Source organism: Herbaspirillum sp. ST 5-3 (assembly GCF_004804275.1).
Classification (GTDB): Bacteria; Pseudomonadota; Gammaproteobacteria; order Burkholderiales; family Burkholderiaceae_D; genus Noviherbaspirillum.
Map to the genome: position 1 here is coordinate 128,921 of NZ_STGI01000009.1, position 22,622 is coordinate 151,542.

Here is a 22,622-nt window from a genome sequence, read left to right on the forward strand (position 1 = left end):
ACCCTGAAAAGCCGATGCTTCGCGTCAATCCTTTTCGCAGCTCGCCCTCATGATGCCTCGCCGGGCGGACCGGAAGCATGTTGCGCGAAGGGCATGGCGAGCCGCAGGTCCTGCACAAAGCGCGCATACGCACCATCCCGAGCCTCGGGCGGCACGCGCAACAGGTAGGATGGGTGCACGGTGATGAGGATGTGCATTGCACCGCTGAACGCATTCAGCCTGCCGCGATTGACTTCGATCGGCGTGGCTCGTCCCAGCAAGGCGCGGGCGGCGGTGGCGCCCATGGCGACCACGAGTGCCGGCGCGACAAGTTCAAGTTCACGTTCCAGCCATTGATGGCAAGCGGCGATTTCGCTGTCGCCCGGCTTTTTGTGCAGGCGTCGCTTGCCGCGGGGTTCCCATTTGAAATGTTTCACTGCATTGGTGACGTACACCTGATCGCGGCGTATGCCTGCATCTTCCAGCGCACGATCGAGCAACTTTCCCGCCGGTCCGACAAAGGGATGGCCGATGCGGTCTTCCTGATCGCCGGGCTGCTCGCCGACCAGCATGATGGGCGCGTGCGCCGGCCCTTCGCCGAATACGGTCTGGGTTGCATTCGCCCACAAGGGGCAGTCCCTGCAGTGCTTCGCGGCTTCACGCACTTCCTGCAAGGTATCGGCATCGGGGGCTATGCGCGTTGCGTCTTGCGGCGGTACACGCCGGACGCGTTTTCTGACTGGCTGGTGGATGGCAGGCATCGTCTTCGCAAGCAGAAGAAGTTCACCCTATTGTGATTCCATGCTTGCAAAATCGTTCAGCGGCCGCGTCTGACCGGCGAATCTCTTTCGGCCGCCTTTCCGACTGCGGAAGATTTTCCTGCTTACTGCGTTGTAGCCGGCGGCGCTGCGCCGGTTGCCGTGGTCGGCACCGGCTGCGCGGTGCAGGCGAAGTTCGGCGCTCCACTGGTGGTCGCCGTGCTCGACTGTGCACAGAACACAACCAGCTTGCTCGCCGTATCAATGAACCATGCCGTGGCCGTGGGTGTGTTGGAGGCAATCGAGGAACCGGACGATCCGATCAAGGGGATGTAGGGAATCGAACTGGTACTGCCGGTGGTCGGTGCGGGCGTCTGCGCAAGTGCAAGGGATGCGGGTAGCACGAGTGTTGCGACAAGAATCGAAACGGATTTCATAAGCTGCTCCTGTGAAAAATGCGGGCCGGCCAGACGTTCCCTCCAGTATGGCGAGCCGCCCTCAAAGCGCAATGCGATGAGGGCAATTCAAGCCGTGAACACGAGCCTCAAGGACACATCCTTGGGCCGTCTCAACGGATCGTCGCAAGGACTGAACGGATCGCGCAGAGCGCAATCACTCCTCTCGATTGAGCCGCTTGCAACGAGGAGGAAAATCGGATGATCGTCGTACAAATTCACAGCGGCCTCGGCAACCAGTTGTTCATGTACGCCGCAGCGCGCGCCCTGGCGCACAAGCACAATACCTCCCTCTACCTGGATGTCGATACCGATTGCAGGGAGGGACGCAACTTCGGCGAATATGTCGGACATTCATTTCAGCTCGACAAATTCGATATCAAGGCCGATTACCCGGACATGTCCGCAGCCGTGCCAGCCGGACAGGCGTCGGGCATCGGCGCCTATAGTGCCATCAAGAGCCGCCTGCGCGACATCAAGATTCTCAAAAGCGCGGTAAGACTGCTGCGCGATCAGGGCGTGGACCTGTCGAAGCTGGCAATGAGACTATCCGGCACTCACAAGCGCATGTTCATGGAAGCGCGCGGCGATTGGCATTACAAGCCGCATTTTTTCGAATTGCCCGATGAGACGATCCTGCGAGGCTGCTTTCTTTCATATCGATATTTCGATTCGCTGCGCGATCAGATTGTGGACGAATTGAAGCTGAAAGAGCCTTTGTCGTCGCAGAGCAGGATCGTTGAAGAACGCATTCTGGCGTGCGAATCGGTCAGCCTGCATGTGCGTCGCGGCGACGTGGTCACCAACCCGGAATACAGGAGCTGGTACGAGGGCGTGGTCACCGATCAGTATTACCGGAATGCGATTGCCTACTTCGAGGAAAAACTGGCGCATCCCCACTTCTTTGTCTTTTCCGATGAAATCGAATGGGCTAAAGCGAATCTTCCGATACGCGGCAAGGTCAGCTACGTCGACCATAACGGCCCGGAGCGCGGCTACGAGGACCTGCACCTGATGAGCCGGTGCAAGCACAATGTGACGGCCGGATTCAGCTCGTTCAGCTGGTGGGCCGCGTACCTCAACAAGAATCCGGACAAGATCGTGGTCAGGACGCGGCGCATGAATGCGCTGGATCACCTGAATCATCCGGAGGATTTCTTTCCGGAGGGATGGGTGGTGGTGGATTCCTGAGGCGGTCGAACGACATCGCCGGACGATCTCTTGCGCTGCCGCAGCCGGTTCACGACTTGCGCGATGAAGCGCGCACCCGGTGCGTCGGAGCGCTCCGCATCATGCAGCAGCCACTGCTTGATCGCGAGAACGCGTCCGTCGATCGCCTTCCTGACGATGCGCTTGCCATGGGCGATTGCGTGTACCAGATTGCGGTAGATGTCGAGGTGTTGAATATCGTGGCGCTCCGCCAGCAGCCGGTACTTGTAGCCATACCTGCCTTGCAGTAAATGGAAGCGCTTGCCTCCCCGCGCAATGCCTTCGCAAATCGTGTGGTAGTAGCAGAGGATGCCGAGGCTGTAATCGTTGTACCGCGGATCGTGCGCGATCACGTGCATGAAGTAATTTTCACCGATACGAAAACCGATTGCGCCGGCACACACCTCCCCTTCGATGGTAGCGAGGCCAATGAGGCCGCACTGTTTCGCCAGCTGCACGATCCATCGCGTTTCCTCTTCGGTATAGCGTGGTTCGATGTTCTTGCTCTCCATTCTGATGCAACCCAGGCGGATGACGTCGCGGATGTCCTGTTCGCCGATGTCTTCTGCAACGCAAATGCGGTAGGCATAGGTCGGGAAATCGCGTTGCAAGGCACTGGTGTAGCGCTTGATGTTGCGCCGCATGTTCTTGCCGATGCGGGCATCGTAGTCCTGCGGCGTGGACGGCAAGTTGACGATCATGTCCTCGGTATGGTTCACCGCATGCCATGGATAAGTCAGGCTTCGGAGCACGGTCCGCACCCGGTTGAAGGTGACCCGTTTGACCGACCTGAACGTACCGAACATGTATGCCGCAAAGCGCCGGATTTCCTCTTCATCGAGTTGCACGAATTCGCTGATGACGGTAACTGCATTGCCCTCCACCCGGAACAGGAGAACGGTAACTGGTGCGCCATCCTTGCTGGCGACATAGGTACTTGCGCCATCGAGCTGCCCTGTCATTGCGAGGTACGAGGGCAGGCAGTAGAGATGGCCATGCAGGCGCACTATCTCGGCGCTGGCAAATGGCGGCACTTCCTTGTCGTAACAGGCGATGCTGAATTCCTCGGGCCGTGCCTGCTGCCCCGGAAAACGTTCATCGGTTTTCTTGCCGATGGATGGAGCACTGCTGAGCGTATTCATGAATGACGACCTCTCTTTCCCGGGCAACGATGGTTGAAGCGGGGCTATTCCTGCGTCGAGCGCCGCATGCGGCGGACTGCGCTACTGCCGTGGCAGGCTGTCGCCGATCCCATGCTCGCGGTGCAGCACGCGTGCTGCGGCATGCTTGGCATCCCGCATGCCGTTCACGAGATGGAATGCCAGGGTGGAGGCGATGCTCGTGTCGTCCTTGCGCCGCGCCTTGTTCAGGAGCCAGCTTCTGGCCGAGTAGTTGTATCCCTCGCGAGCAATCCGCAGCACCATCGGCAGATGGCGAAGCATCTGCATGCGCGTGCGATAAACCGCGAGGTGGTCGAGGTCGCGCTGTACGCCGAGCAGCCGGTACTTGTACTCGTATTGGCCCCAGAGGAAATGGTATTCGTTGCCCTGGCGCGCGATGCATTCGCAGATCGTCAGGTAGCAGCACAGGGTGCCGAGTCCGTACTCGTCATAGCAAGGGTCATGGGACAGCACCTGCAGGAAATAATTGTTCCCGAACCGATAATTGATGGTGCCGGCACAGACCCGGCCGTTGGCGGTGACGGCGCCGACGAAGCCGCGCAGTTTCAGCAGTGTAAGCATGCGGCGCTCTTCTTCGTCGTCGATGTACGAGGTCTTGTTCCTGCCGTGCATCCTTGCCTTGTTCAAGGCGATGATGGCGCGCACATCAGCCTCCTGGATCTCCTCGCCGACAAAGACCTGGAACCGGAACGACGGATAGTCGCGCTTGAACTTGTTGAGATACCGCTTGAGATAATTGCGCGTCGATTTTCCCAGGCGCGCCATGTATTCCTCGATCGACTGCGGCAGGCCGAGGACGATATCCTGCGTGGAGTGAAACTGCTGATGGGGAAACGAGAGTCGCCGGATGTCGGTGCGGATGACAGGAAAGGAGACCACGTTCACGTTCGGAAAGGCATCAAAGATGTGACGCACGAAGCGTTCGATCTCCTCCTCGGCTATCCACATCTGCTCGTTGAGAACGCAGGCCCTGTCCGCCTCGAGGCGGAATATCAGCGCGACCGAAGTCTTGCCGTTTCTGCTTGCCACATAGGTTCTTGTGTTTTCGGTAATGTGCCCATAAACCCTGAGTTGCAGGTAGGACGCATATCGGTGTTGATACAGCTCCTCCATGTCCGATTCGACGTGGGGTGGAATGGGGTTCTGGTACAGCGCGATGCTCGTGTTTTCCGAGTGCATGGTTTTCTCTCATTCTGAATAATGAGCGGTTGCCGAATACATCGACATGCCGGCATCCGCGACCCGCAAAAAACCCGGATGAATGGGACAAGGAGATACCGTGCCGCGCCTCTTGAGCACGCGGTCAGGAATTTGGGTTCGTCACGGGCCGTCGAATTCACACCAGATCCGCTCTTGTTGAGAGCGCTCAAATGAATTCCCCAGCCGATGCAGTCGATGCGGTCTCTTTGATGCATGAATGGCATCTGCACACGCGCGTCAGCGTCGATTGGGTAAATGTCCCGTCGCGTGGCCCCCATGTGGAGTACAATGTGGTATCTCAACGCAACAAACTACTTTCCGGGATCACATTCGTACCCGGAACCCCGTCAACCCACCGTTGGCATCTGGCCTGGCAACTCAGGCATGTCGACAATCGTTCAAGTCTGCGGCCGCGCCCTTGTGCAAAGACCGCATCACTGACACGCATCAAGCCCGCCCGCAGTCCGGGCGCGCCGCAAGAGAGAAATCGCATGAATCTGCGCGCAGGCCGCTCTCTCCTGCGCTGTGCGCACGCGCACGGTCAAGACTCAGCCCGCTGCCGACTGATGATTCGGCCGCCGCACCAACTTTGAATGGGAATTACACATGGCTAAAGAAGAACTGATTGAAATGAGTGGAAGCGTCGTTGAAGTCCTCCCGGATTCGCGTTTTCGCGTCAATCTGGATAACGGGCACCAGCTGGTCGCCTATACCTCCGGCAAGATGCGCAAGAATCACATCCGCATCCTGGCGGGCGACAAGGTCTCGCTCGAATTGTCTCCGTACGATCTGAGCAAGGGACGCATCACCTTCCGTCACATCGAGAATCGCGGCAGCGGCCCGTCCCGCCCGCAACATCGCCGGTATTGATCCGGCAAGGCAAAGATGACATCGCGTTGATCGCTTTGCATCCTTGCTGTCACAGCAATACTGCGCAGGCATCAGGCCCGGCACACGAACCCGTCCTGATGCTTTGAATTATTTTCGCGAAATCGAAAATAAGATTAGGTGAATCGCGCCAAGCCCTGTATATTGAGTCCTGCACTTCATCAAGTTGTCGTTCCTTCTGGTCCTCTTTCCCGTCTTGCTCTGCCTCAGAGCCATTCCTGTTTGAATACCTCAGTTGCATCTCTTGGTCGCAAGTGCTTATCGGGCTTCGTGCCCTTATGGGCTTCGTCCCTTATTTTTTTAGAGGTAATACATGAGTACTCTTACTGGCACAGTAAAATGGTTTAACGATTCCAAGGGCTTCGGCTTCATTACGCCGGACGGCGGTGGCGCGGATCTGTTCGCACACTTCCAGGACATCCAGTCTAGCGGCTTCAAGAGCCTGGCCGAAAACCAGCGCGTGTCGTTCGAACGCAGCACCGGCCCCAAGGGCGAAAAGGCGAGCAACATCCGCCCGGTCTGATCAGTTCAGATCACGCAGCATCAGAATTCACATGTTATCGGGCCGCCGCCATGCAGCGCCCGGTAATCGCAGGAAAATTCTTCTAAAGCCGCGGGCACCATGCAGATAGCATGGGCGCTCGGCGAGTTGAACCTTGTGTTGAATGGAAGCCCGCTTCGGCGGGCTTTTTTGCGTCTGTCTTTTTGCTTGCGACGAGCGATCAGCGGAAGAACTGCGGCAGGATCAGGAGCGGCGTGCCTGGTACGTTGGCGGCGACAAGGCGGCGCGCGACGCCGGTGATGGTGGCCTCGAAGGCGCGGAAGGTGGTCATCGGATCACTATCGATGCTCTTGAGTTTGCTTAACTTCGCAAGTGCATCATTGGAGATCACGCAGGCACGTTTGATCGAGTCGACGCACACGGTGAAGGCAACGCCGGCGCTGGTGAGCATGGGTTCTGTTGTGGTATGGGACATAAGTTTGACTCCTTACAATTTCTTGGTCGATAGTGCACGCGATTTGCCGCAATAGCAAACAAAACACGCGCAGCACAAGGGATTGGTCAAGCTGCTCCGCTGCAAGTTGCTGCCGCGAACGGAGCGCGACAGATGAGGCTGATAGCCAAGGCTTAATAGCATCCGTCGCTCGGCCGATGCATGGACCTCAGTTCGGAGGTCAGCGCCGAAAGATCGGGGAACAGCGTGAATTTCCTGATCCCAAGCGCAGTCAGTTCTTCAAAGAAGCACTGGATATCTTCGCTTCTGACAATCAATCTTCGCAGCCATTCATCGGCACCCTTGATCAGGTTGATAGGCGTCCGGCTGGAATGGATAGTGAACGCGCCTTGCTGTAGTTGAATGCGAGGATCGTGTTCGATCGCCATTGCGACGCCGACGGTATCGAGCTCGTCACGGTTCTTGAACGCCGGCACGACGAGCGGCTCGTACGACGACGCGTCCAGGGGAAAGATCAAGGGCTCGAAACCTTGCGACTCATTCAGCTTGCGTCCATCCAATGCCCATATGCAGGCATCGCGATCGATGCTCTGCCTCGGCGGGACATAATCCGGATGCACGGAAAAGAAGGCGGCGGTCAGGGGAGAGTAGGTCCAGTCCAGCAAACGCGTCGGCAAGCCGTAATGCTGCATCAACGCAAGCCATCCAGGATAATCGTCGCTCGACGGACAGGAGAAATGCCGGCTGCGTGCGCGCACGCGGAATTCATTGGTCAGGTAGCGCTCCTGTTGCGCTGTGTAGCCGCGATGCACGCTCGGCGCAAGATCCCAGCAGGCATCGGTCTGTCCGCGGAACAACCATTTCTCGATAGGCGCGAGGGCTCGCACTTCGCGCGAAAGATCTCCTATCGTCTTGATGGCAATTTCCGGGATCGGCATAAATCGATGCGACGTTCTGGCGGCTCCGTGAATGTTGACATCGTCAGGCGCGGCCGGGTTCACGCGGGCAAGAACTGATGTCTGGGAGTGCGTTTCGAACCGGCAAGGAAATTGGCGCTAGAATGCTGCGTTTCTCCACCTGCGCTATACACACCATGAACCTCGATAGCTTTCTCGGAAAACTCCAGGACGATCCATCTTCCGTCACCTTCGACGAGACGATGGCAGCGATCAACGCGGCCTATGATTTCACGCCGGCGACATTCACCAACGGCGAACTCAGGAACGAAGCCGGGCAGAATTCCGGTTCATGCAAGCTGTTTGCTTTCGCCATGCTCCATCACCTGTCGGAAGCGCAGACGCTTGCATGTTTCGGCGCCTACTACCGCGACGATGTGCTGAACAATCCGGCCGGGACCGATCACCAGAATATCCGCAATTTCATGAAAACCGGCTGGGCCGGCGTGAAGTTCGACAGCATGCCGCTGCAGGCAAAATAACTCACGCGCTGCTACCGCATGAATAAAGCCCGAAGGCGGTTGATGACAAGGCGCCTCCTTCCCATGCCTCGCTTGAGCTCATAGGTCTTCGTTGAACAACAGCTTCCACGTAGCCCTGTATGCGACGATCTCCCTCACTGACTCGGGCAAGCTGTCCAGCACAGCGCGCTGCATGCCCACCTTGTTCGAGAAGCTCCTCATAATGAACGGGTTGAGATCGAGCGCGGTCATGAAGCGCCAGGGATAATCGGCAATCAACTTCGCCCACTCCTGCTTGAGCTTGCGAGTGGAACGGTCCCAGTATTTCCCTGGGTATTCCCTGCTTGATGGATAAACGTGGTCCGGCGGGCCGGAGAACAAGTCAAAGTAGAGATTGGGATATTGTTTGATCAGCTTGCGGACATAGTCCGGCCCGTAAATCGTGTTGCGATCCTGATAGCGCATTTGCGCAAGATGACACCAGATCACCTTGGCCTTGGGATACTGCGCGAGCATTTTCTCCAATGGCGGCAGCAAGGCGTCCTCGATCTCAAGGTGAATCTGGAATGGGATCCCGCTTTCCGCCGAAAAACGGAAGAGTGCATGCCCGGCTGGGCTATCGATTGGAAAATCCTCGTCGCGCGCAAGATTGCCGCGTTCAATCTGATCGGGCGAGGGATAGTGGCGGAACTCGTATTCCCCCATCAGCGGATAGCCATCAATAGCGATGCGCTCCTTGGTAGTCTGCGCGAATCTCATGGGATCTCGCTTCCAGTCCGGCGGCAACCCGCCATCCCCCGTCGGAACATAGCGCCACGGATCGGCTGCCACCGCGTACCGGGCAGCATCGCTCCAGCCACGCCCCTTGGCCACGCCAGAAAATGCGATAAGCGCGACGCCTTCATCATCCATGCGATGCGCGAAACTCTGCATATCCAGGTCTTCGCCCAGGTTCGATTCGATATCGATGATCGGCATCACACCCTGTGCTCGCATCGCCGCGATGCGCTGCTTCCAGTTGTGCTTGAGCGTGGTCAGATTGAACGGGACTTCCGCTTTGTCGACGTCTGTCATGCGTGATGCGGTGGGAATGGGGCTGAAATCGCGAGCGATCGCTGACCAGGAAAACAGAATGCCGAAAAAAAGCAGTAGGGTTCGAATCAGGTGCATGGATGCTCCCCTTTCTCGTGCACTCTAGGCGTCATTCGGGGCGTAGCGGCATAACGTGGAGTTGAGGCGGTCTGCGCAGCTTTTCGCGCAGGCCGCCTCGAACGCAGAGTGAGAACTCATTTGCCGACTACTTGGCTGATGAGATCGACGGAATACACTGCCCCTAGCAATGCGCCTATGCCAACCGAAGCGACAGCAACAGAGAAGCAAGCCATTACGACGATACGAAGTGGCTGCTTTGCCGTGGCGTCATATGGCGGCTCGCCTTTGATGAGTACGTGAAAGTCCGGATATTTCCTTACAACGAACCCCTTAAGCCAGAAGGGAATGCCATACAGTAGGCCGACGGCACCAAATGCTGCAATGTAAATGGCAACTGTCTTAAGGTTAAGCCACACGAGACCAGCCGTAATTGCGAGAAGTGCGGCTAGGCCGATTATCAGGGCACCAGCGACGATTGCGGGCAGGAGCCGGAGAATGATGACTGCCAGGACTATGCCAAAGGCAACTTGCAGGATAAGCACTGCGGTCTCCTGAGTTCTAACGCGTAAGCTCACCTGCACCGCAGGTGACAGTGTGCAGCGACATGTTAGCTCCCCTCATGCGGCGGCTCTTCCACCGAAATGCCAACAGATGAAAGCTTCTCTTTAAGATTTTTGATTCTATATTCTGGAAAATTTCCCAGCCAAAGGCCAGCATCAGAGGTCAGATCCTTGCGCAGCGTCTCCAGCGATATGGCAGCGGCTTCTTTGCATTCTTCCCGAATTGGCTTCAACGCTGCAGCTGAGATTGGCTCAACCGCCTTTGCGACCAGAGCGGGGCTCGGCTCTATTGATGGAAATAGTGGCCGATTGACTGTTCCCTCTTCATGCCAGCCGCATACGCGGCATCGGAACGAAAACAACCCGCCGTGTTCGAGACACTCTACAACTGCGTGACATTTTGGACAGGCTGGTCTCATGAGAGCTAACTGGTTATACGGTAACGACTGTCCAATAAACACAGTACGGGGCTGATAAGTACATCACGTCGCTTCGCCGAAGGGCGCACCAGCGCTTGGTTTGCATGGACACTATTTATAAGCACAGTGCTAAATAAATGTGGAATACGTCAGTCGGCTGCCCGGCGATATCAGACATTAATTGGCCTATCGTGCCATGGAGGAATTATCAAAGCAATATCCATTTCACGGGATAGCTGTATGGTCGAAATTGGCCGCACGCAGAAGCCGTGAACATTGCCAAGCCCGTCCACTATCAGCCAAGCACCGGGCATTCGCCGGCAAAGGGTGTTGGCTATTTCGTACGATAGGGATCAGTTGCTTCGATGCTGACGCCCTGCGCCCGATGCCGCTTCAGGCACCGGGCTCCATCGACGTTACCATCGCGCTGCTGCTCGCCACAGCGACAATGCTTCAGCCTCGCGTCGCGCCTCGCGAATGGCTTCGGAAGAAGCGCAGCATTTCGCGCGAAGCATCCGGGCCCTTCGGGTCAGTGTATGAACCCTTGCTGCTTCCGCCTGACCACGCGTGTCCGGCTCCGTGCACGACCCAATGTTCAGCAACTGCCCTGCCCTCGCGGTCGAGGCGTATGCTTCTTGTGTACGTGCGTCCATTGGGCGCTGCACCTTTTTCCACCTTGTGTTCGGCCTGATGCGGTGCGCAGGATGGTGCGGTGCACTGCACCAGCACCTGGTCGCCATTGCCGGGATGCACCGTCGTATCACGGTCGCCATGGAACACGATGATGGGAATCGACTGTTCCAGCGGTGGCGGGACTGTGGCGCTGATGCCTTGCGGTCCCGCTTTGCCCTTGCCGCCTCGCATGCTTGCAAACGCGGATGGCAGATCGTGCGCCGCTCTGTAAGGCAAACCGGAGTGAACGCCGACTGCGGCATACAGTTCCGGATAGGTGGCGCCCATGATGGCGGCCATCGCACCGCCCGCGGACAGGCCGGCGACATAAACGCGAGCGGGATCGATGTTGTAGGTGCGGATGATCTCGCGCGTCATGTCGGCAATGATGGAGGGTTCGCCGCCGTCGCGCCGCTGGTCTTCCGGTTTGAACCAGTTCCAGCAATTGGATCCGTTGGCACCCTGCATTTGCGCCGGATAGACGACGAAGCAGTTGTTCTCTTCAGCCACCGTATTCATTCCGGTGCCGACCGCAAAATCGTCCGGATGCTGTTTGCAGCCGTGCAGCATGACAATCAGCGGCAAGGCCTCGCCGCCCTGTTCCCGGTAGCTGCTGGGGACATAGAGCTTGTAGGCACGCGTGCCGGCGCGATTGCTGCACGATCCGGACAGGTAGCGTCCCTTGCCGGCGAGGTCGATGTCAGGATCGATGTCCTGGACAGGTTGCAGGGCCGACATGCCTTTCCACTTGCCCTGCCCCATTTTGCGCAAGCGTGTCAGGACGTCTGCGGCCGGATTCGAGGCCGGATCCGGCTGGGCGGGCGCGGGATTGATGTCGCGCAGTTCCGGCTGCTGCGGCAGGAAAGCGGTCCAGTCCGCCTGCTGCGCGGTGGCGTCTGGTGCAGCGCCATGCAGCGCGCGCTGGATGGCGGCGGTTGCAGCCATCGGGCCGGAGCTTCGTAATAGTTCGGTCGCTTCGCGCATTTGCGCGAGAAAGCCTTCATTGAGTTTCATGGAAATCGTTCCTTAAAAAATCCGTCCGGCCAAAGCGGCCTTGACGGCGGCGCTGGCATGCAAGGCACCCAGCACGGTCACAGAGTCGATGGTTGCCAGCGCCAGTTCGGGCGGGACATCCGCACCGATGCTGGCCAGGCCCAACACCTGTATTTGCAATTTCTGTCCTGCGGCGCGCACGGCCTCCAGATCCGCACGCGAGTAATGCTGCAGGCCGAGCACCAGGCTCTTGCGTGCGACGGTTTGCCTGATGACGTCGCCGTGTGTCTGCAGCTGATTGCGGATGGCTGTGCGGATCAGGTCGGTACGGTTGGAATAGAAGCCTTCCTGCACCAGCAGGTCGATTTGCCCCAGGTCGATCGGACCGAGATTGATCGTGATCTTTTCTGTCTCCGGTACCTTTTGCCGGACATCCTGGGTTGCTATTTCGCGGGTCATTTTCTCTCCGATTCCATCCTTGTACCATCCATTTACCATCCATTTACCATCCATATGGATGGAGTATAGGCGCTTGAGTCACCCTGTCAAGCGCGGATTTACGTGTTTTTTAATGCCAAAAAAGCAAGAATGCTGAATCGATATTGCCTGGCTGAAAGCGCAAGGTGAATTTGTGGACCTGCCGATCAGGCTTACGGCTTGTTGAGGGCGGTGACGAAGAAATCGATGAAGGCGCGTACCCGCGCAGGCAGGTTGCGTTGGGTCGGATAGAACACGAACAGGTCGGCCGGCGCCGGCTTGTATTCCTCCAGGACGAGCTGGAGACGGCCGCTTTGCAGGTACTTGGCCGCATCCCATTCCGAACGCAGCAGGATGCCGTGCCCGTCGAGCGCCCAGTTCAGCACCACGTCGCCGTCATTGCTCGACAGGGTGCCGCCAACCTTGACGGAATCGGTCTTGCGGCCGCGCGTCAGTCGCCAGATGCCGTGCGCTTCATCGTTCTGTCGGTGGATGATGCAGCGGTGCCGTGCAAGCTCTTCGGGCGTGCGCGGCGTGCCGTTTTTCTTCAGGTAGGACGGCGCGGCGCACAGGAAGCGGCGATTCGACATGAGCTTGCGCGCGGCCAGCCGTGCATCCGGCAGCTCGCCGAAACGGATGCCGAGGTCGAAGGCTTCCTCCACCAGATTGATGGGGCGATCGGTCAGTTGCAGTTGCACCTCGACATCGGGAAAGCGCTGCGCGAAGGCAGAGATGATGGGCGCAACCGTGGTGCGGCCGAAGCCGAGGGTGGCGTTCACGCGCAGCAAGCCCTTCGGCGCGCTGCGGCCGCCAGCCACCTGCTCTTCCATCTCGCGAATCTCGCCGAGGATCTTCGTTGCGTGCGCCAGATACAGCTCGCCTTCGGCAGTCAGGCTCAGGGTGCGCGTCGTGCGATTGACCAGACGCACGCCGAGCCGCTTTTCCATCTGGGCCAGGCGCTTGGTCGCGGCGGGCGGCGTGATGTCGAGTTCGCGCGCAGTGGCGGACAGGCTGGCTTTTTTGGCAAGCAACACGAAGAAGACGAGTTCGGAAGCGGTGTCGGCTTTCACTTCAATTCAATAATGGTGTGAATTGAAGTGAATTATAGAGCCGTCGCGGCGGCGTATCGTAACGATCTCCATCTTTCCTCATGCAAGGAGACGACCGTGAAAATCGTTGAAATCCGCGAAAAGACCATTCCCATCAGTTCGCCCATCCGCAATGCCTACATCGACTTCAGCAAGATGACGCTGAGCCTGGTCGCCGTCATCACCGACGTGCTGCGCGACGGCAAGCCGGTGGTCGGCTACGGCTTCAACTCGAACGGCCGCTACGGCCAGGGCAGCCTGATGCGCGAGCGCTTCATTCCGCGCATTCTCGCCGCAAAGCCGGAATCGCTGCTGAACGAGCAGGGCAACAACCTTGATCCGCACAAGATCTGGAATTGCATGTTCACGAACGAGAAGCCCGGCGGCCACGGCGAGCGCTCGGTGGCGATCGGCACCATCGACATGGCGGTCTGGGATGCGGTCGCGAAGATCGAGAACAAGCCGCTGTTCCGCCTGCTGGCCGAGCGCTACGGCGACGGCACGGTGGACAAGGACATCTTTGTCTATGCTGCGGGCGGTTACTACTATCCGGGCAAGAACGACGACGCGCTGAAGGACGAGATGCGCAGCTACCTCGACCGCGGTTACAACGTAGTGAAGATGAAAATCGGCGGCGCCTCGCTCGATGAAGACCTGCGTCGCATCGACGCCGCGCTGTCGGTGCTGCAGGACGGGCAGAAACTGTGCGTCGATGCCAACGGCCGCTTCGACATGGATACCGCGATCGCCTATGCGAAGGCGATGTCGCAATACGACCTGTTCTGGTACGAGGAAGCGGGCGATCCGCTCGACTTCGAATTGCAGGCGGTGCTGCGCAATTACTACGACAAGCCGATGGCCACCGGCGAAGACCTGTTCTCGATGCAGGATGCGCGCAACCTGATCCGCTACGGCGGCATGCGCCCGGACCGCGACTGGCTGCAATTCGATTGCGCCTTGAGCTATGGCCTGGTCGAATACCTGCGCACGCTCGAGATGCTGCGCCAGCACGGCTGGTCGCCGCTGCGCTGCATTCCGCATGGCGGGCATCAGATGTCGCTCAACATCGCTGCCGGCCTCGGGCTGGGCGGCAATGAATCCTATCCCGACCTGTTCCAGCCCTTCGGCGGCTTTCCCGATGGTGTCGAGGTGGTGAACGGTTATGTCACGATGCCGGAGCTGGTGGGCATCGGGTTTGAGGGCAAGGCGAACCTTTACAGCGAGATGCACGCGCTGAGCAGTTGATGATGTTCCGGCTGCGCGGTTTGTGGCCGAGGGCTTACTTCTTGGCAAAAAATTGTCTGTGCTCACGTTTATCGAGCCCTTCAGTCCGGCCATTCGAACGGCTTTGACTTGCGTCAACGAAACCCGCGCCTGCCGGTGCTTACTATCCCAGCATGTGGGCCAACAAACGATCTATCGCGATTTTTCTGGCAGTAGCCGTGCTCGCCGGAATGGCCTATTTTTTCTATGCGCAATCCAGCAAGCGCACGCTTCCCGACGGCCTGATCCAGGCCAACGGTCGCATCGAAGGCGACCATGTCATCGTTTCCCCGAAAATTGCCAACCGCATTGCCGATCTGCGCGTACGCGAAGGCGACACGGTGGTTGCAGGACAGATACTTGCCATGCTTGACGACTCGCAGGCGAATGCACGGGTGAAGCAACTGGAATCGGCAGTCCATGCCGCGCGCGCCCAGGTGGACGCGGCGAAAAGCGCCTACGCCGTGCTGAAGAAGGAAGTGCCGAATGCGATCGATATTGCCGGAGCCAACCTGTCGCGCGCACGCCATAGCGCGGCAAAGGCGCAAGCCTCGGCGCAGCAGGCGGCGCGCGAATCGGAGCGCGTGCGCATGCTGGTCGAGCGCCACTTCATCGATGCGCAACGCGCGGAGCAAGCCGACCTCGCCCTGACTGCAGCCCGGTCGGACGAGCACTCGGCGCAGGACGCGGTCCGGCAAGCGGACAAGCAACTGGCGGATGCGCGGCTGGGATGGGACAGGCTGCAGGCGAAAGCCGCCGAGATCGCCGCGCTGGAAGCACAGCTGGCGCAGGCGCAGGCAGCGCTGGAAGAAGCGCACAGCGTACTCGACGATCTGGCGATCAAGGCGCCGTCCGCCGGCGTTGTATTGACCCGCTTTCGCGACAAGGGGGAAGTGCTCGGCGCGGGCAGCCCTATCTTCGACATTGTCGACCTCGACAAGCTCTACCTCAACGTCTACGTGCCGGAAACCCTGATCGGCAAAGTGCGACTGAACCTGCCCGCACGCCTCTACACCGACACCTTTCCCGACACGCCTTTCGCGGCAACGGTCAAGACGATCTCGTCGCGCGCCGAGTTCACGCCCAAGGAAGTGCAGACGCAGGACGAACGCACCAAACTCACCTACGCGGTAAGACTGTACCTCGACAAGAATCCGGATCATCGTCTCACGCCGGGGCTGCCCGCCGATGCAGTCATACGATGGAAGGAAGGTGTGGAGTGGACCCGGCCGCGCTGGTAGACGTCGTCGACGTCGAAGGCTTTTCCAAGACCTACGGCAAGACCAGGGCCGCCGACGGCATCAGGCTGCATGTGCGGCGCGGCGAATTGTTCGGACTGATCGGCTCGGACGGCGCAGGCAAATCGAGCCTCATCAAGGCGATTGCCGGCGTGCAGACCTTCGACGCCGGCACGGTCACGGTGCTGGGCGTGAGCCTCGAATCCGAAGCCGCGTGCGAGAAGATCAAGGACCGCATCGGCCTGATGCCGCAGGGGCTGGGGCAGAACCTGTACGGCGAGCTGAGCGTCGAGGAGAACATCGATTTCTTTGCACGCCTGCGGCTGGTCGACGAACGCGTGCTGGCCGAGCGCAAGGCCACCCTGCTCGCGATGACGCGCCTGACGCGCTTCCGGGACCGTCCGATGAAAAACCTCTCGGGCGGCATGAAGCAAAAGCTCGGGCTGGTATGCACGCTGATGCACGAGCCGGATCTGATCATTCTCGACGAACCCACCACCGGCGTCGATCCGGTGTCGCGCCGCGACTTCTGGACGATCCTGTCGAAGCTGGTGCAGGAGCAAGGCATCACGGCCTTGATCTCGACGGCATACATGGATGAAGCAAGCCGCTTCCATCGCGTTGCGTTGATGCATGAGGGCAGGATTCTCGCCACTGGCGAACCGGATGCCTTGCACGAACAACTGCCGCAGGGAAGACTCTCGCCCGACGCGCCGCTGGAAGAGGTGTTCGTTGCGCTGATAGGCAAAGATTCCACCCTGCCGGCAACCACATCGGCCGCCGCGCCGCAAAAGGAAGCCGCCGGCATCAAAGCCATCGAAGCAAACGATCTCACCTGCGATTTCGGCGACTTTCGCGCCGTCGATCACGCGAATTTTTCCGTCGCGCCGGGCGAGATCTTCGGCCTGCTGGGTGCCAACGGCGCCGGCAAGACCACCGTCATCAAAATGCTCACCGGCATCCTGCGCCCGACCAGCGGCACCGGCTATGTCGCCGGCGTCAACATGCGTTCCGCGTCGCAAGGCATCAAGGAACGCATCGGCTACATGTCGCAGGCGTTTTCTCTGTACACCGACCTGAGCGTGGTCGAGAACATCCGCCTGTACGCCGGCATCTACGGCCTCGACCGAAAGCAGGCTGCCGCGCGCATGGAATGGGTGATGGAGATGGCCGGGCTGGGCGGCAATCGCGATACGCCGGCGGCCAGCCTGCCGATGGGCTTGCGGCAGCGGCTGGCGCTCGGCTGCGCGCTGCTGCATCGGCCGCAAGTACTGTTTCTCGACGAGCCGACATCCGGCGTCGATCCGATCGGGCGACGGCGTTTCTGGAACATCCTGTTCGATCTCGCGCGGCAGGAAGGCGTGGCCATCCTTATCACCACACATCACATGTCGGAGGCCGAATACTGTGACCGGCTGGCATTGATGCACGGCGGGCGCGTGATCGCCGATGCCGCTCCCGCCGAATTGAAGCGCGAGACGGAAGCGCAGGCAGGCGTCCTGCTGGAAATTTCCGCCCGCCCTTTGCAGCGCGCCTTGTCGCTGCTGAACGAAGCCGGATTCGCCAGGGCGACGCTGCATGGCAAGTACATCCATGTGTTCTCCCGCAATCCCGGAGAAGACAGCGGGCGCATTCGCGCGCTGCTGGCCGCACTGGACGAACATCCGGCAATCGAAGCGCAGCCCCTGTCCATCGAGGATGTCTTCGTGCATCGCATCACGCGTCTGGAGCAAGGCGACAACGGCGCGCGGCCGGAGGAGACGGCATGAACGTCCAGCGCGTCAGCACTCTGTTCATCAAGGAGTGGCGCGAGATCGTGCGCGACAAGGTGTTCTTCCTGCTCGCCTTCATCATGCCGGTCGCATGGATGGTCGTGTTCGGCTACGGCATGAACATGGACACGGTGAATGTGCCTTTCGCGGTGCTCGACCAGGACCAATCCGCCATGAGCCGCGAATATGCGAACCACTTCATCGACTCGCGCTATTTCTCGTTCAAGGGCTATCTGCGCGATCTGCATGAAGGCGACCGCTTGCTGAGGGCCGGCAAGCTGCGCGTGGTGATCGTTCTCCCGCCGCGCTTCGAGCAAGACCTGAAGGGCAGGAAATCAGTGGCGATCCAGACCATCCTCGACGGCACCTTTGCCTATCGCGTGCGCGGCATCGCCGGCTATGTGGATGCGATCAACCGCGACGCCAACAACGCCTTGCAGGTACAGCAACTGAGCGATCGCTTCGGCATGCCGCCGGCGCGCGCGCAGGTGATGGTGCAACCTGTCCATCTCGAAGTGCGCTACCTGTTCAACCAGGCATTGCACAGCATCTGGTCGGTTGCGCCCTCGCTGATCATGTTCACCATGATGGTCGCACCCGCGGTACTGACCTCGCTGTCGGTCGTGCGCGAAAAGGAAACCGGTTCGATTTACAACATCTACGCATCCACCGTCACCCGCGCGGAATACCTGCTCGGCAAGCTGCTGCCGAACATCCTGATTTCCACCGTGAACGCCGTAGTGCTCTGGCTCATCGCGACGCTGCATTTCGGCGCACCCTTCAAGGGCAGCATCCTGTTCTTCTTCCTCGCCTCGGTGGTCTACGTGTCCTGCACCTGCAGCATCGGCTTCCTGGTATCGACGCTGGTGCGCACGCAAGGCTCGGCGCTCCTGATCACGGTCATCCTCGCGATCGTCCCGGCGGTACAGTTCTCCGGCATGTTTACGCCGGTGGCTTTCCTGCCCACCAGTTCGCGCGTGCTGGCGCACCTCTTCCCGCCGGTGTATTACAACAACATTGTGCAAGGCGCCTTCCTGAAGGGAACCGGCTGGGCAATGCTGTGGACCGATGTGCTGTTCCTCGCGGCCTACGCGGCCGGCTTGCTGATCGCCTCCTACGCGGTCTTCAGAAAGCGCACGCCATCATGAGCGATCGAAGCGCCGCGGCCCGCCGCCCGCTCACGCTGTGGATACGGCGCGTGGCGGTGCTGACGCAAAAGGATCTGAAGCAGTTGCTGCGCGATATCCCGCTGCTGATTTTTGTCGTCTATGTGTTCACGCTCGACATCTACGTCGCGGGCGTCGGCATGACCGGCGATCTGCTGAATGCAAAACTGACCGTGCATGATGCCGACCACAGCCAGTCTTCGCGGGAGCTGAGCTATCGTTTCATGCTGCCGTATTTCGATTTCGCAGGTGAAGTCGCGCGTCCCGCGCATGGGCTGGACTTGCTGGACCGCGGCAAGACCATGATGGTGCTCGATATCCCGGCGCGCTTCGACGAGACACTGCGCAGCGGCCAGGAAACCGCGCGCCTGCAATTGCAGGTCGATGCCAGCAATGTGGCGCTCGGCTATCTGGCGCCGTCCTATGTCGAGCGCATCATCGGGTATTTCTCGCAGGACTACGCGCAGCGCGTGCGGATGTCGCCGATCTCCTCGGGCGATCCACCGCCGGCGATCGCGTCGATCGACAACCGCACGCGCGTCTTCTTCAATACCAATCTCAATGGCCACTGGTTCAACGCAGTCGGGCAATGGCTCACCATGATGACGGTGGTGGCGGTATTGCTGCCGGCGGCGGCCTTCGTCCGCGAGAAGGAACGCGGCACCATCGAGCAATTGCTGGTCTCGCCGGTGACGCCGTTCCAGGTGATGCTGTCGAAAGTGATTGCAACCACGCTGCTGGTCCTGCTCGGTTCCGCCGCCAGCATGTACGCGATCATGCAACCGCTGATCGGCGTGCCCTTCCGCGGCGACGCACTGCTGTTCTTTGCGCTCAACGCGCTGTACGTGTTCAATATTTCCGGATTGGGTTTGCTGATGGCCACCTTCGTGCGCAACCAGGCGCAGGTCGGCATGCTCACCATCCTGATCTCGGCGCCGATGACCATGCTGTCGGGTACCTGGACCGCGCCGGAATCGATGCCGCCCTGGCTGGCCGAGCTGGTGAACTGGTCACCGCTGCATCACTTCATCGAATGCTCCTACGGCATTATTTTTCGCGGCGCAGGGCTCGATGTATTGTGGCCTTCGGTGCTGGCGCTGATCGGTTTGGGCGGTGCCTTGTTTGGCATGTGCGTGTGGCGCTTCCGGCGGCAGTTCGGCTAGCCGCGACGTTCCGCTGGCCGCAACAGGACGCGGCTCGCGACCTCCATGTCAATCATCTTGCGGCGCAGGAAATCGGCTGCGGCTTTCGTTCCGAGGACTTCCTGCAGCGCGATGCCCTTCTCGACCACTTCAGCGGTCACAAAGTCGCTTCGACGCGAGAACGGCATGGCGCCGGGGGGCGCGTCGCAAGTTGTACGGATCAATGCATCCATCGGATTATTCCCATGACTGTGTGTCAGTGCATGCCGTGCAGGCATGAATGCGCATGTTAAGCCGTCTACGAGGCGGCCGGGCTGCCCCTGGAGGACAACTACTTGCCTTCGCGAGCCAGCGGAATCTGTTTTGAGCCTAGCGTGACTTCGCCGCCACGGCCGCCGACAACCAGTCGCGCTCATCCACCTCCGCAAGCTTCCTGAGGCAATCGATTTCCTTGTCCGACAATCCTTCCAGCACCTTGGGGTCCTCGATGTCGAGACGGCCGCGCCGGGCCAGGATGTCGATCTTGCTGAGGTAATCGCCCATCCAGAGAATTTTCCCGACCGGCGACAGCCTTGCGAGTTTTTCGTCGGCCTCCTGTTCTCGGATGGCGGTCATGACGGCGTCGGGGAAATGCCATTCGCGCCCGATGTTGCCGGTGAGTATGCGGCCCTGCGCGGCAAGCTCGTTGCAGAAGGTCGGCGATCCGATCGGCTGCCTGAGGTCCGATATCTTGTCGATGATGCGCAGCGAAACGGTCAGGCCGACGTTCTGCACCAGTCCGGCGAGGAAGGCGTCAAGCGGATCGGCGGACTCGTCCTGCGCCAGCATGTTGCAGGCGAATGCGCACTGCTCGGATTGCGCCCACAGGCGCGGCGCGAGATTTTTCGTGAATGCGCCGGAATTGAGATTGATGATGGGCCGGAACGCGACGCCGGAGATCAGCTGGCGCAGCCCGTTCTGGCCGAGCACCAGGATCGCATGGTCGATACCGTCGATCGGCGTGCCGGGACGGAAGGCGACGCTGTTGGCCAGGCGAAGTACTTCCGCGACCAGGACGACATCGTGCGAGATCCTGCGCGCCAGGTCGACACCGTCGAATTCGGGATTGCGCAGGCTTTGCAGCAATTGCGGAATCACGCCCGGCATGCGATGCACCATGTGGGCGCCGGAATCCTTCGAATTCACCACCTCCTGGAGTGCGGCGAGGATCGTATCCTCATTGCGGTTGGTGAAGATTTCAGTCTGGTCTTCGGATTCGAAGAGCCAGCTCGAAAACATGAAATCAACCTGGTAGCGCTGCATGGACGTCACATCGTCCGCGGCGAAACGGACGGTCCGTTTTTTCACCGCCGGAACAGCGATGGCCGCTGCTTGCGGCGCGGCAGCCTGTTTGCCAGAATCGGAGAAGAGACGTCGGATCCAGTCGATCATTGCGGTCGAAAAGTTGTCGTGTTGTACCGCCGGGGCGGCGCCGGCGTTGCCGTCATGCATCATTTAAACACGGTATGACGGCGGAGTCGACAACTAATGATCCGATCAGCACAACGGCCGTCTCACCGCAAGGAGACGGCCGTTGTCGAGCAAACCCGCACGGCGCTTGCCGAGTGCGGGAGCCGGTAACACGTCGGGCTTCAGGTTTCAGGCAACGGCAGCGTTACCCGGATAGCGCTGTGGCTGTCCTCAGGAAGCCCAGGTCGAGCGGAGACAGATATGATCTTCCGGCAGGGCGGAAAGGACATTGCCGCGTTGCAGAAAGCGCTGCTCGGTTTCCGCGTCCTGCAGGTGCAGCAATTGCGCCGCCATTACGTCATACACCGGAATCTCGCCGGCCGGGCGCACGCACAAGCGATACTTCACCTTGCCGTCATAGCGCAGCACGTCGATGTTGCCGATCAGGTCCACGCGAATGCGGTAACGTTCGCCGGTACTGCCGCCGATGACATGAAAATGCTTGTAATGCCGGAATTCCCGGCGTTGCTCCGGATTCAACTGCTTCAGCAACAGTGTGAGCGACCTGCGGTTCGCGCGCCGCTCGCACCGTATCACGTCGCGACGGGTGCGGTCGCTGTCCCGTTGCGCTTTTCGCATCCAGGACATGACGCGGTCGACGACGCGCCCCACGCTGCCGAGCATCTGCCATCCTCTGTTCGGTGCGGGCATCTCAGCCCCCTACCGTCCTCGGCACCATGACCAGCTCTTCCAGCGTCGGATCAAACTCCTTGACCACATGTTTCGTTTCCGCCTTCTGTTCGGAGCCGAAAGCGGAATAACCTTTTTCGAGCAAGCGGTCGAATGTCTCCTGCGCGGCCGCGATTTCTTTCGGATCGCCCATCTTCCACTTCAGTTCCTTATGGCCAGACGCATCCATAATGCTCATCTCGCCGATCCTCGATTCGAGTGCTTTTCCCATCATTTGCTCCTTGCCATCCGGGTTTGAAATACTCCCTTCCTGATCAGGCCGCCGACTTCTTCGTGCGTTGCTCTTCACGGCAAGCCTCGATGCGCGTCGTTCGCATCAAGCCGCCGCAGTGTGATATACCGCGGCGGGCATTCGCTTTGCAGCCTTTGTCCTCTGCATCACTTAAGGACACCAACGACACAAACAAGATCGCTTTGCCGCCCGAAGAAACTGTGATC

The 22,622-nt window shown here is 59.6% G+C and carries 24 protein-coding genes; 9 read left to right on the forward strand and 15 right to left on the reverse strand.

Annotated elements, in window-relative coordinates; genetic code table 11:
* Positions 1 to 47: 47 nt before the first annotated feature.
* On the reverse strand, positions 48 to 740 hold the full coding sequence (locus tag E6W33_RS17710) for a UdgX family uracil-DNA binding protein (RefSeq protein WP_136418640.1): 693 nt from the start codon (positions 738 to 740) through the stop codon (positions 48 to 50).
* A gap of 122 nt (positions 741 to 862) precedes the next feature.
* Positions 863 to 1,174 carry a hypothetical protein gene (locus E6W33_RS17715; RefSeq protein ID WP_136418641.1) on the reverse strand — a complete coding sequence of 104 codons (312 nt, stop codon included), beginning with the start codon at positions 1,172 to 1,174 and terminating at the stop codon, positions 863 to 865.
* A gap of 219 nt (positions 1,175 to 1,393) precedes the next feature.
* Here E6W33_RS17715 and E6W33_RS17720 point away from each other — a divergent pair, with 219 nt between their 5' ends.
* On the forward strand, positions 1,394 to 2,383 hold the full coding sequence (locus tag E6W33_RS17720) for an alpha-1,2-fucosyltransferase (RefSeq protein WP_136418642.1): 990 nt from the start codon (positions 1,394 to 1,396) through the stop codon (positions 2,381 to 2,383).
* Here the strand turns inward: E6W33_RS17720 and E6W33_RS17725 are convergent.
* Together E6W33_RS17725 and E6W33_RS17730 are read right to left on the reverse strand one after the other, a co-directional pair.
* Positions 2,335 to 3,543 (reverse strand): GNAT family N-acetyltransferase, encoded by a 1,209-nt coding sequence (locus tag E6W33_RS17725; RefSeq protein WP_136418643.1) that lies wholly within the window; start codon positions 3,541 to 3,543, stop codon positions 2,335 to 2,337. The two genes, E6W33_RS17720 and E6W33_RS17725, sit on opposite strands and share 49 nt — an antisense overlap.
* 81 nt (positions 3,544 to 3,624) lie before the next feature.
* Positions 3,625 to 4,761: a GNAT family N-acetyltransferase gene (locus E6W33_RS17730; RefSeq protein WP_136418644.1), complete on the reverse strand. Its 1,137-nt coding sequence runs from the start codon at positions 4,759 to 4,761 to the stop codon at positions 3,625 to 3,627.
* 627 nt (positions 4,762 to 5,388) lie between these two features.
* On the opposite strand from E6W33_RS17730, the gene infA reads away from it, so the two are divergent.
* A complete protein-coding gene (gene infA / locus E6W33_RS17735; protein WP_136418645.1) occupies positions 5,389 to 5,652 on the forward strand; it encodes a translation initiation factor IF-1 in 264 nt (87 codons plus the stop codon).
* A gap of 331 nt (positions 5,653 to 5,983) precedes the next feature.
* Positions 5,984 to 6,193 carry a cold-shock protein gene (locus tag E6W33_RS17740; RefSeq protein ID WP_136418646.1) on the forward strand — a complete coding sequence of 70 codons (210 nt, stop codon included), beginning with the start codon at positions 5,984 to 5,986 and terminating at the stop codon, positions 6,191 to 6,193.
* A 199-nt stretch (positions 6,194 to 6,392) separates the two neighbouring features.
* Here E6W33_RS17740 and E6W33_RS17745 read toward each other — a convergent pair whose 3' ends face one another.
* Both E6W33_RS17745 and E6W33_RS17750 read right to left on the reverse strand, forming a co-directional pair.
* Positions 6,393 to 6,647, reverse strand: coding sequence for a DUF1488 family protein (locus E6W33_RS17745; protein ID WP_136418647.1), 255 nt, complete (start codon positions 6,645 to 6,647; stop codon positions 6,393 to 6,395).
* Positions 6,648 to 6,799: 152 nt separating this feature from the next.
* Positions 6,800 to 7,564 carry an FRG domain-containing protein gene (locus E6W33_RS17750; protein WP_136418648.1) on the reverse strand — a complete coding sequence of 255 codons (765 nt, stop codon included), beginning with the start codon at positions 7,562 to 7,564 and terminating at the stop codon, positions 6,800 to 6,802.
* A 122-nt stretch (positions 7,565 to 7,686) separates the two neighbouring features.
* Between E6W33_RS17750 and E6W33_RS17755 the strand changes: the two genes are divergently transcribed.
* Positions 7,687 to 8,064 (forward strand): HopJ type III effector protein, encoded by a 378-nt coding sequence (locus E6W33_RS17755; RefSeq protein WP_247869684.1) that lies wholly within the window; start codon positions 7,687 to 7,689, stop codon positions 8,062 to 8,064.
* A gap of 78 nt (positions 8,065 to 8,142) precedes the next feature.
* Here E6W33_RS17755 and E6W33_RS17760 read toward each other — a convergent pair whose 3' ends face one another.
* From E6W33_RS17760 to E6W33_RS17780, 5 genes are all read right to left on the reverse strand, one after another.
* Positions 8,143 to 9,213 carry an amidohydrolase gene (locus E6W33_RS17760; protein WP_136418649.1) on the reverse strand — a complete coding sequence of 357 codons (1,071 nt, stop codon included), beginning with the start codon at positions 9,211 to 9,213 and terminating at the stop codon, positions 8,143 to 8,145.
* A gap of 116 nt (positions 9,214 to 9,329) precedes the next feature.
* Positions 9,330 to 9,737, reverse strand: a complete 408-nt coding sequence (locus tag E6W33_RS17765) for a hypothetical protein (RefSeq protein WP_136418650.1) — start codon at positions 9,735 to 9,737, stop codon at positions 9,330 to 9,332.
* A gap of 890 nt (positions 9,738 to 10,627) precedes the next feature.
* Entirely contained in the window at positions 10,628 to 11,860 is a 1,233-nt protein-coding gene (locus E6W33_RS17770; RefSeq protein WP_136418651.1) for a PHB depolymerase family esterase, read from the reverse strand.
* A 12-nt stretch (positions 11,861 to 11,872) separates the two neighbouring features.
* Entirely contained in the window at positions 11,873 to 12,298 is a 426-nt protein-coding gene (locus E6W33_RS17775; RefSeq protein ID WP_136418652.1) for a CopG family transcriptional regulator, read from the reverse strand.
* Between the two features lie 191 nt (positions 12,299 to 12,489).
* Positions 12,490 to 13,386 (reverse strand): LysR substrate-binding domain-containing protein, encoded by an 897-nt coding sequence (locus E6W33_RS17780; RefSeq protein WP_136418653.1) that lies wholly within the window; start codon positions 13,384 to 13,386, stop codon positions 12,490 to 12,492.
* A 96-nt stretch (positions 13,387 to 13,482) separates the two neighbouring features.
* Between E6W33_RS17780 and E6W33_RS17785 the strand changes: the two genes are divergently transcribed.
* The 5 genes from E6W33_RS17785 to E6W33_RS17805 all read left to right on the forward strand — a co-directional run bounded on the left by E6W33_RS17785 (position 13,483) and on the right by E6W33_RS17805 (position 20,006).
* Complete coding sequence (locus E6W33_RS17785; RefSeq protein WP_136418654.1) at positions 13,483 to 14,649, forward strand: mandelate racemase/muconate lactonizing enzyme family protein; 1,167 nt, start codon at positions 13,483 to 13,485, stop codon at positions 14,647 to 14,649.
* 197 nt (positions 14,650 to 14,846) lie between these two features.
* Complete coding sequence (locus tag E6W33_RS17790) at positions 14,847 to 15,908, forward strand: efflux RND transporter periplasmic adaptor subunit (RefSeq protein ID WP_168798683.1); 1,062 nt, start codon at positions 14,847 to 14,849, stop codon at positions 15,906 to 15,908.
* Positions 15,887 to 17,674 carry an ATP-binding cassette domain-containing protein gene (locus E6W33_RS17795; RefSeq protein ID WP_211097368.1) on the forward strand — a complete coding sequence of 596 codons (1,788 nt, stop codon included), beginning with the start codon at positions 15,887 to 15,889 and terminating at the stop codon, positions 17,672 to 17,674. Before E6W33_RS17790 ends, E6W33_RS17795 begins: the two co-directional genes overlap by 22 nt.
* The gene (locus tag E6W33_RS17800; protein ID WP_136418657.1) at positions 17,671 to 18,825 is read left to right on the forward strand and encodes an ABC transporter permease; all 1,155 of its coding nucleotides are present in this window, start codon (positions 17,671 to 17,673) and stop codon (positions 18,823 to 18,825) included. The genes E6W33_RS17795 and E6W33_RS17800 overlap by 4 nt, the downstream gene beginning before the upstream one ends.
* Positions 18,822 to 20,006, forward strand: a complete 1,185-nt coding sequence (locus tag E6W33_RS17805) for an ABC transporter permease (RefSeq protein WP_136418658.1) — start codon at positions 18,822 to 18,824, stop codon at positions 20,004 to 20,006. The genes E6W33_RS17800 and E6W33_RS17805 overlap by 4 nt, the downstream gene beginning before the upstream one ends.
* Here E6W33_RS17805 and E6W33_RS17810 read toward each other — a convergent pair.
* From E6W33_RS17810 to E6W33_RS17825, 4 genes are all read right to left on the reverse strand, one after another.
* Entirely contained in the window at positions 20,003 to 20,218 is a 216-nt protein-coding gene (locus E6W33_RS17810; protein WP_136418659.1) for a hypothetical protein, read from the reverse strand. The two genes, E6W33_RS17805 and E6W33_RS17810, sit on opposite strands and share 4 nt — an antisense overlap.
* A gap of 136 nt (positions 20,219 to 20,354) precedes the next feature.
* Positions 20,355 to 21,479 carry an HDOD domain-containing protein gene (locus E6W33_RS17815; protein WP_136418660.1) on the reverse strand — a complete coding sequence of 375 codons (1,125 nt, stop codon included), beginning with the start codon at positions 21,477 to 21,479 and terminating at the stop codon, positions 20,355 to 20,357.
* Between the two features lie 186 nt (positions 21,480 to 21,665).
* The gene (locus E6W33_RS17820; protein WP_136418661.1) at positions 21,666 to 22,145 is read right to left on the reverse strand and encodes a hypothetical protein; all 480 of its coding nucleotides are present in this window, start codon (positions 22,143 to 22,145) and stop codon (positions 21,666 to 21,668) included.
* Position 22,146: 1 nt separating this feature from the next.
* A complete protein-coding gene (locus tag E6W33_RS17825) occupies positions 22,147 to 22,398 on the reverse strand; it encodes a hypothetical protein (protein ID WP_136418662.1) in 252 nt (83 codons plus the stop codon).
* Positions 22,399 to 22,622 lie beyond the last annotated feature (224 nt).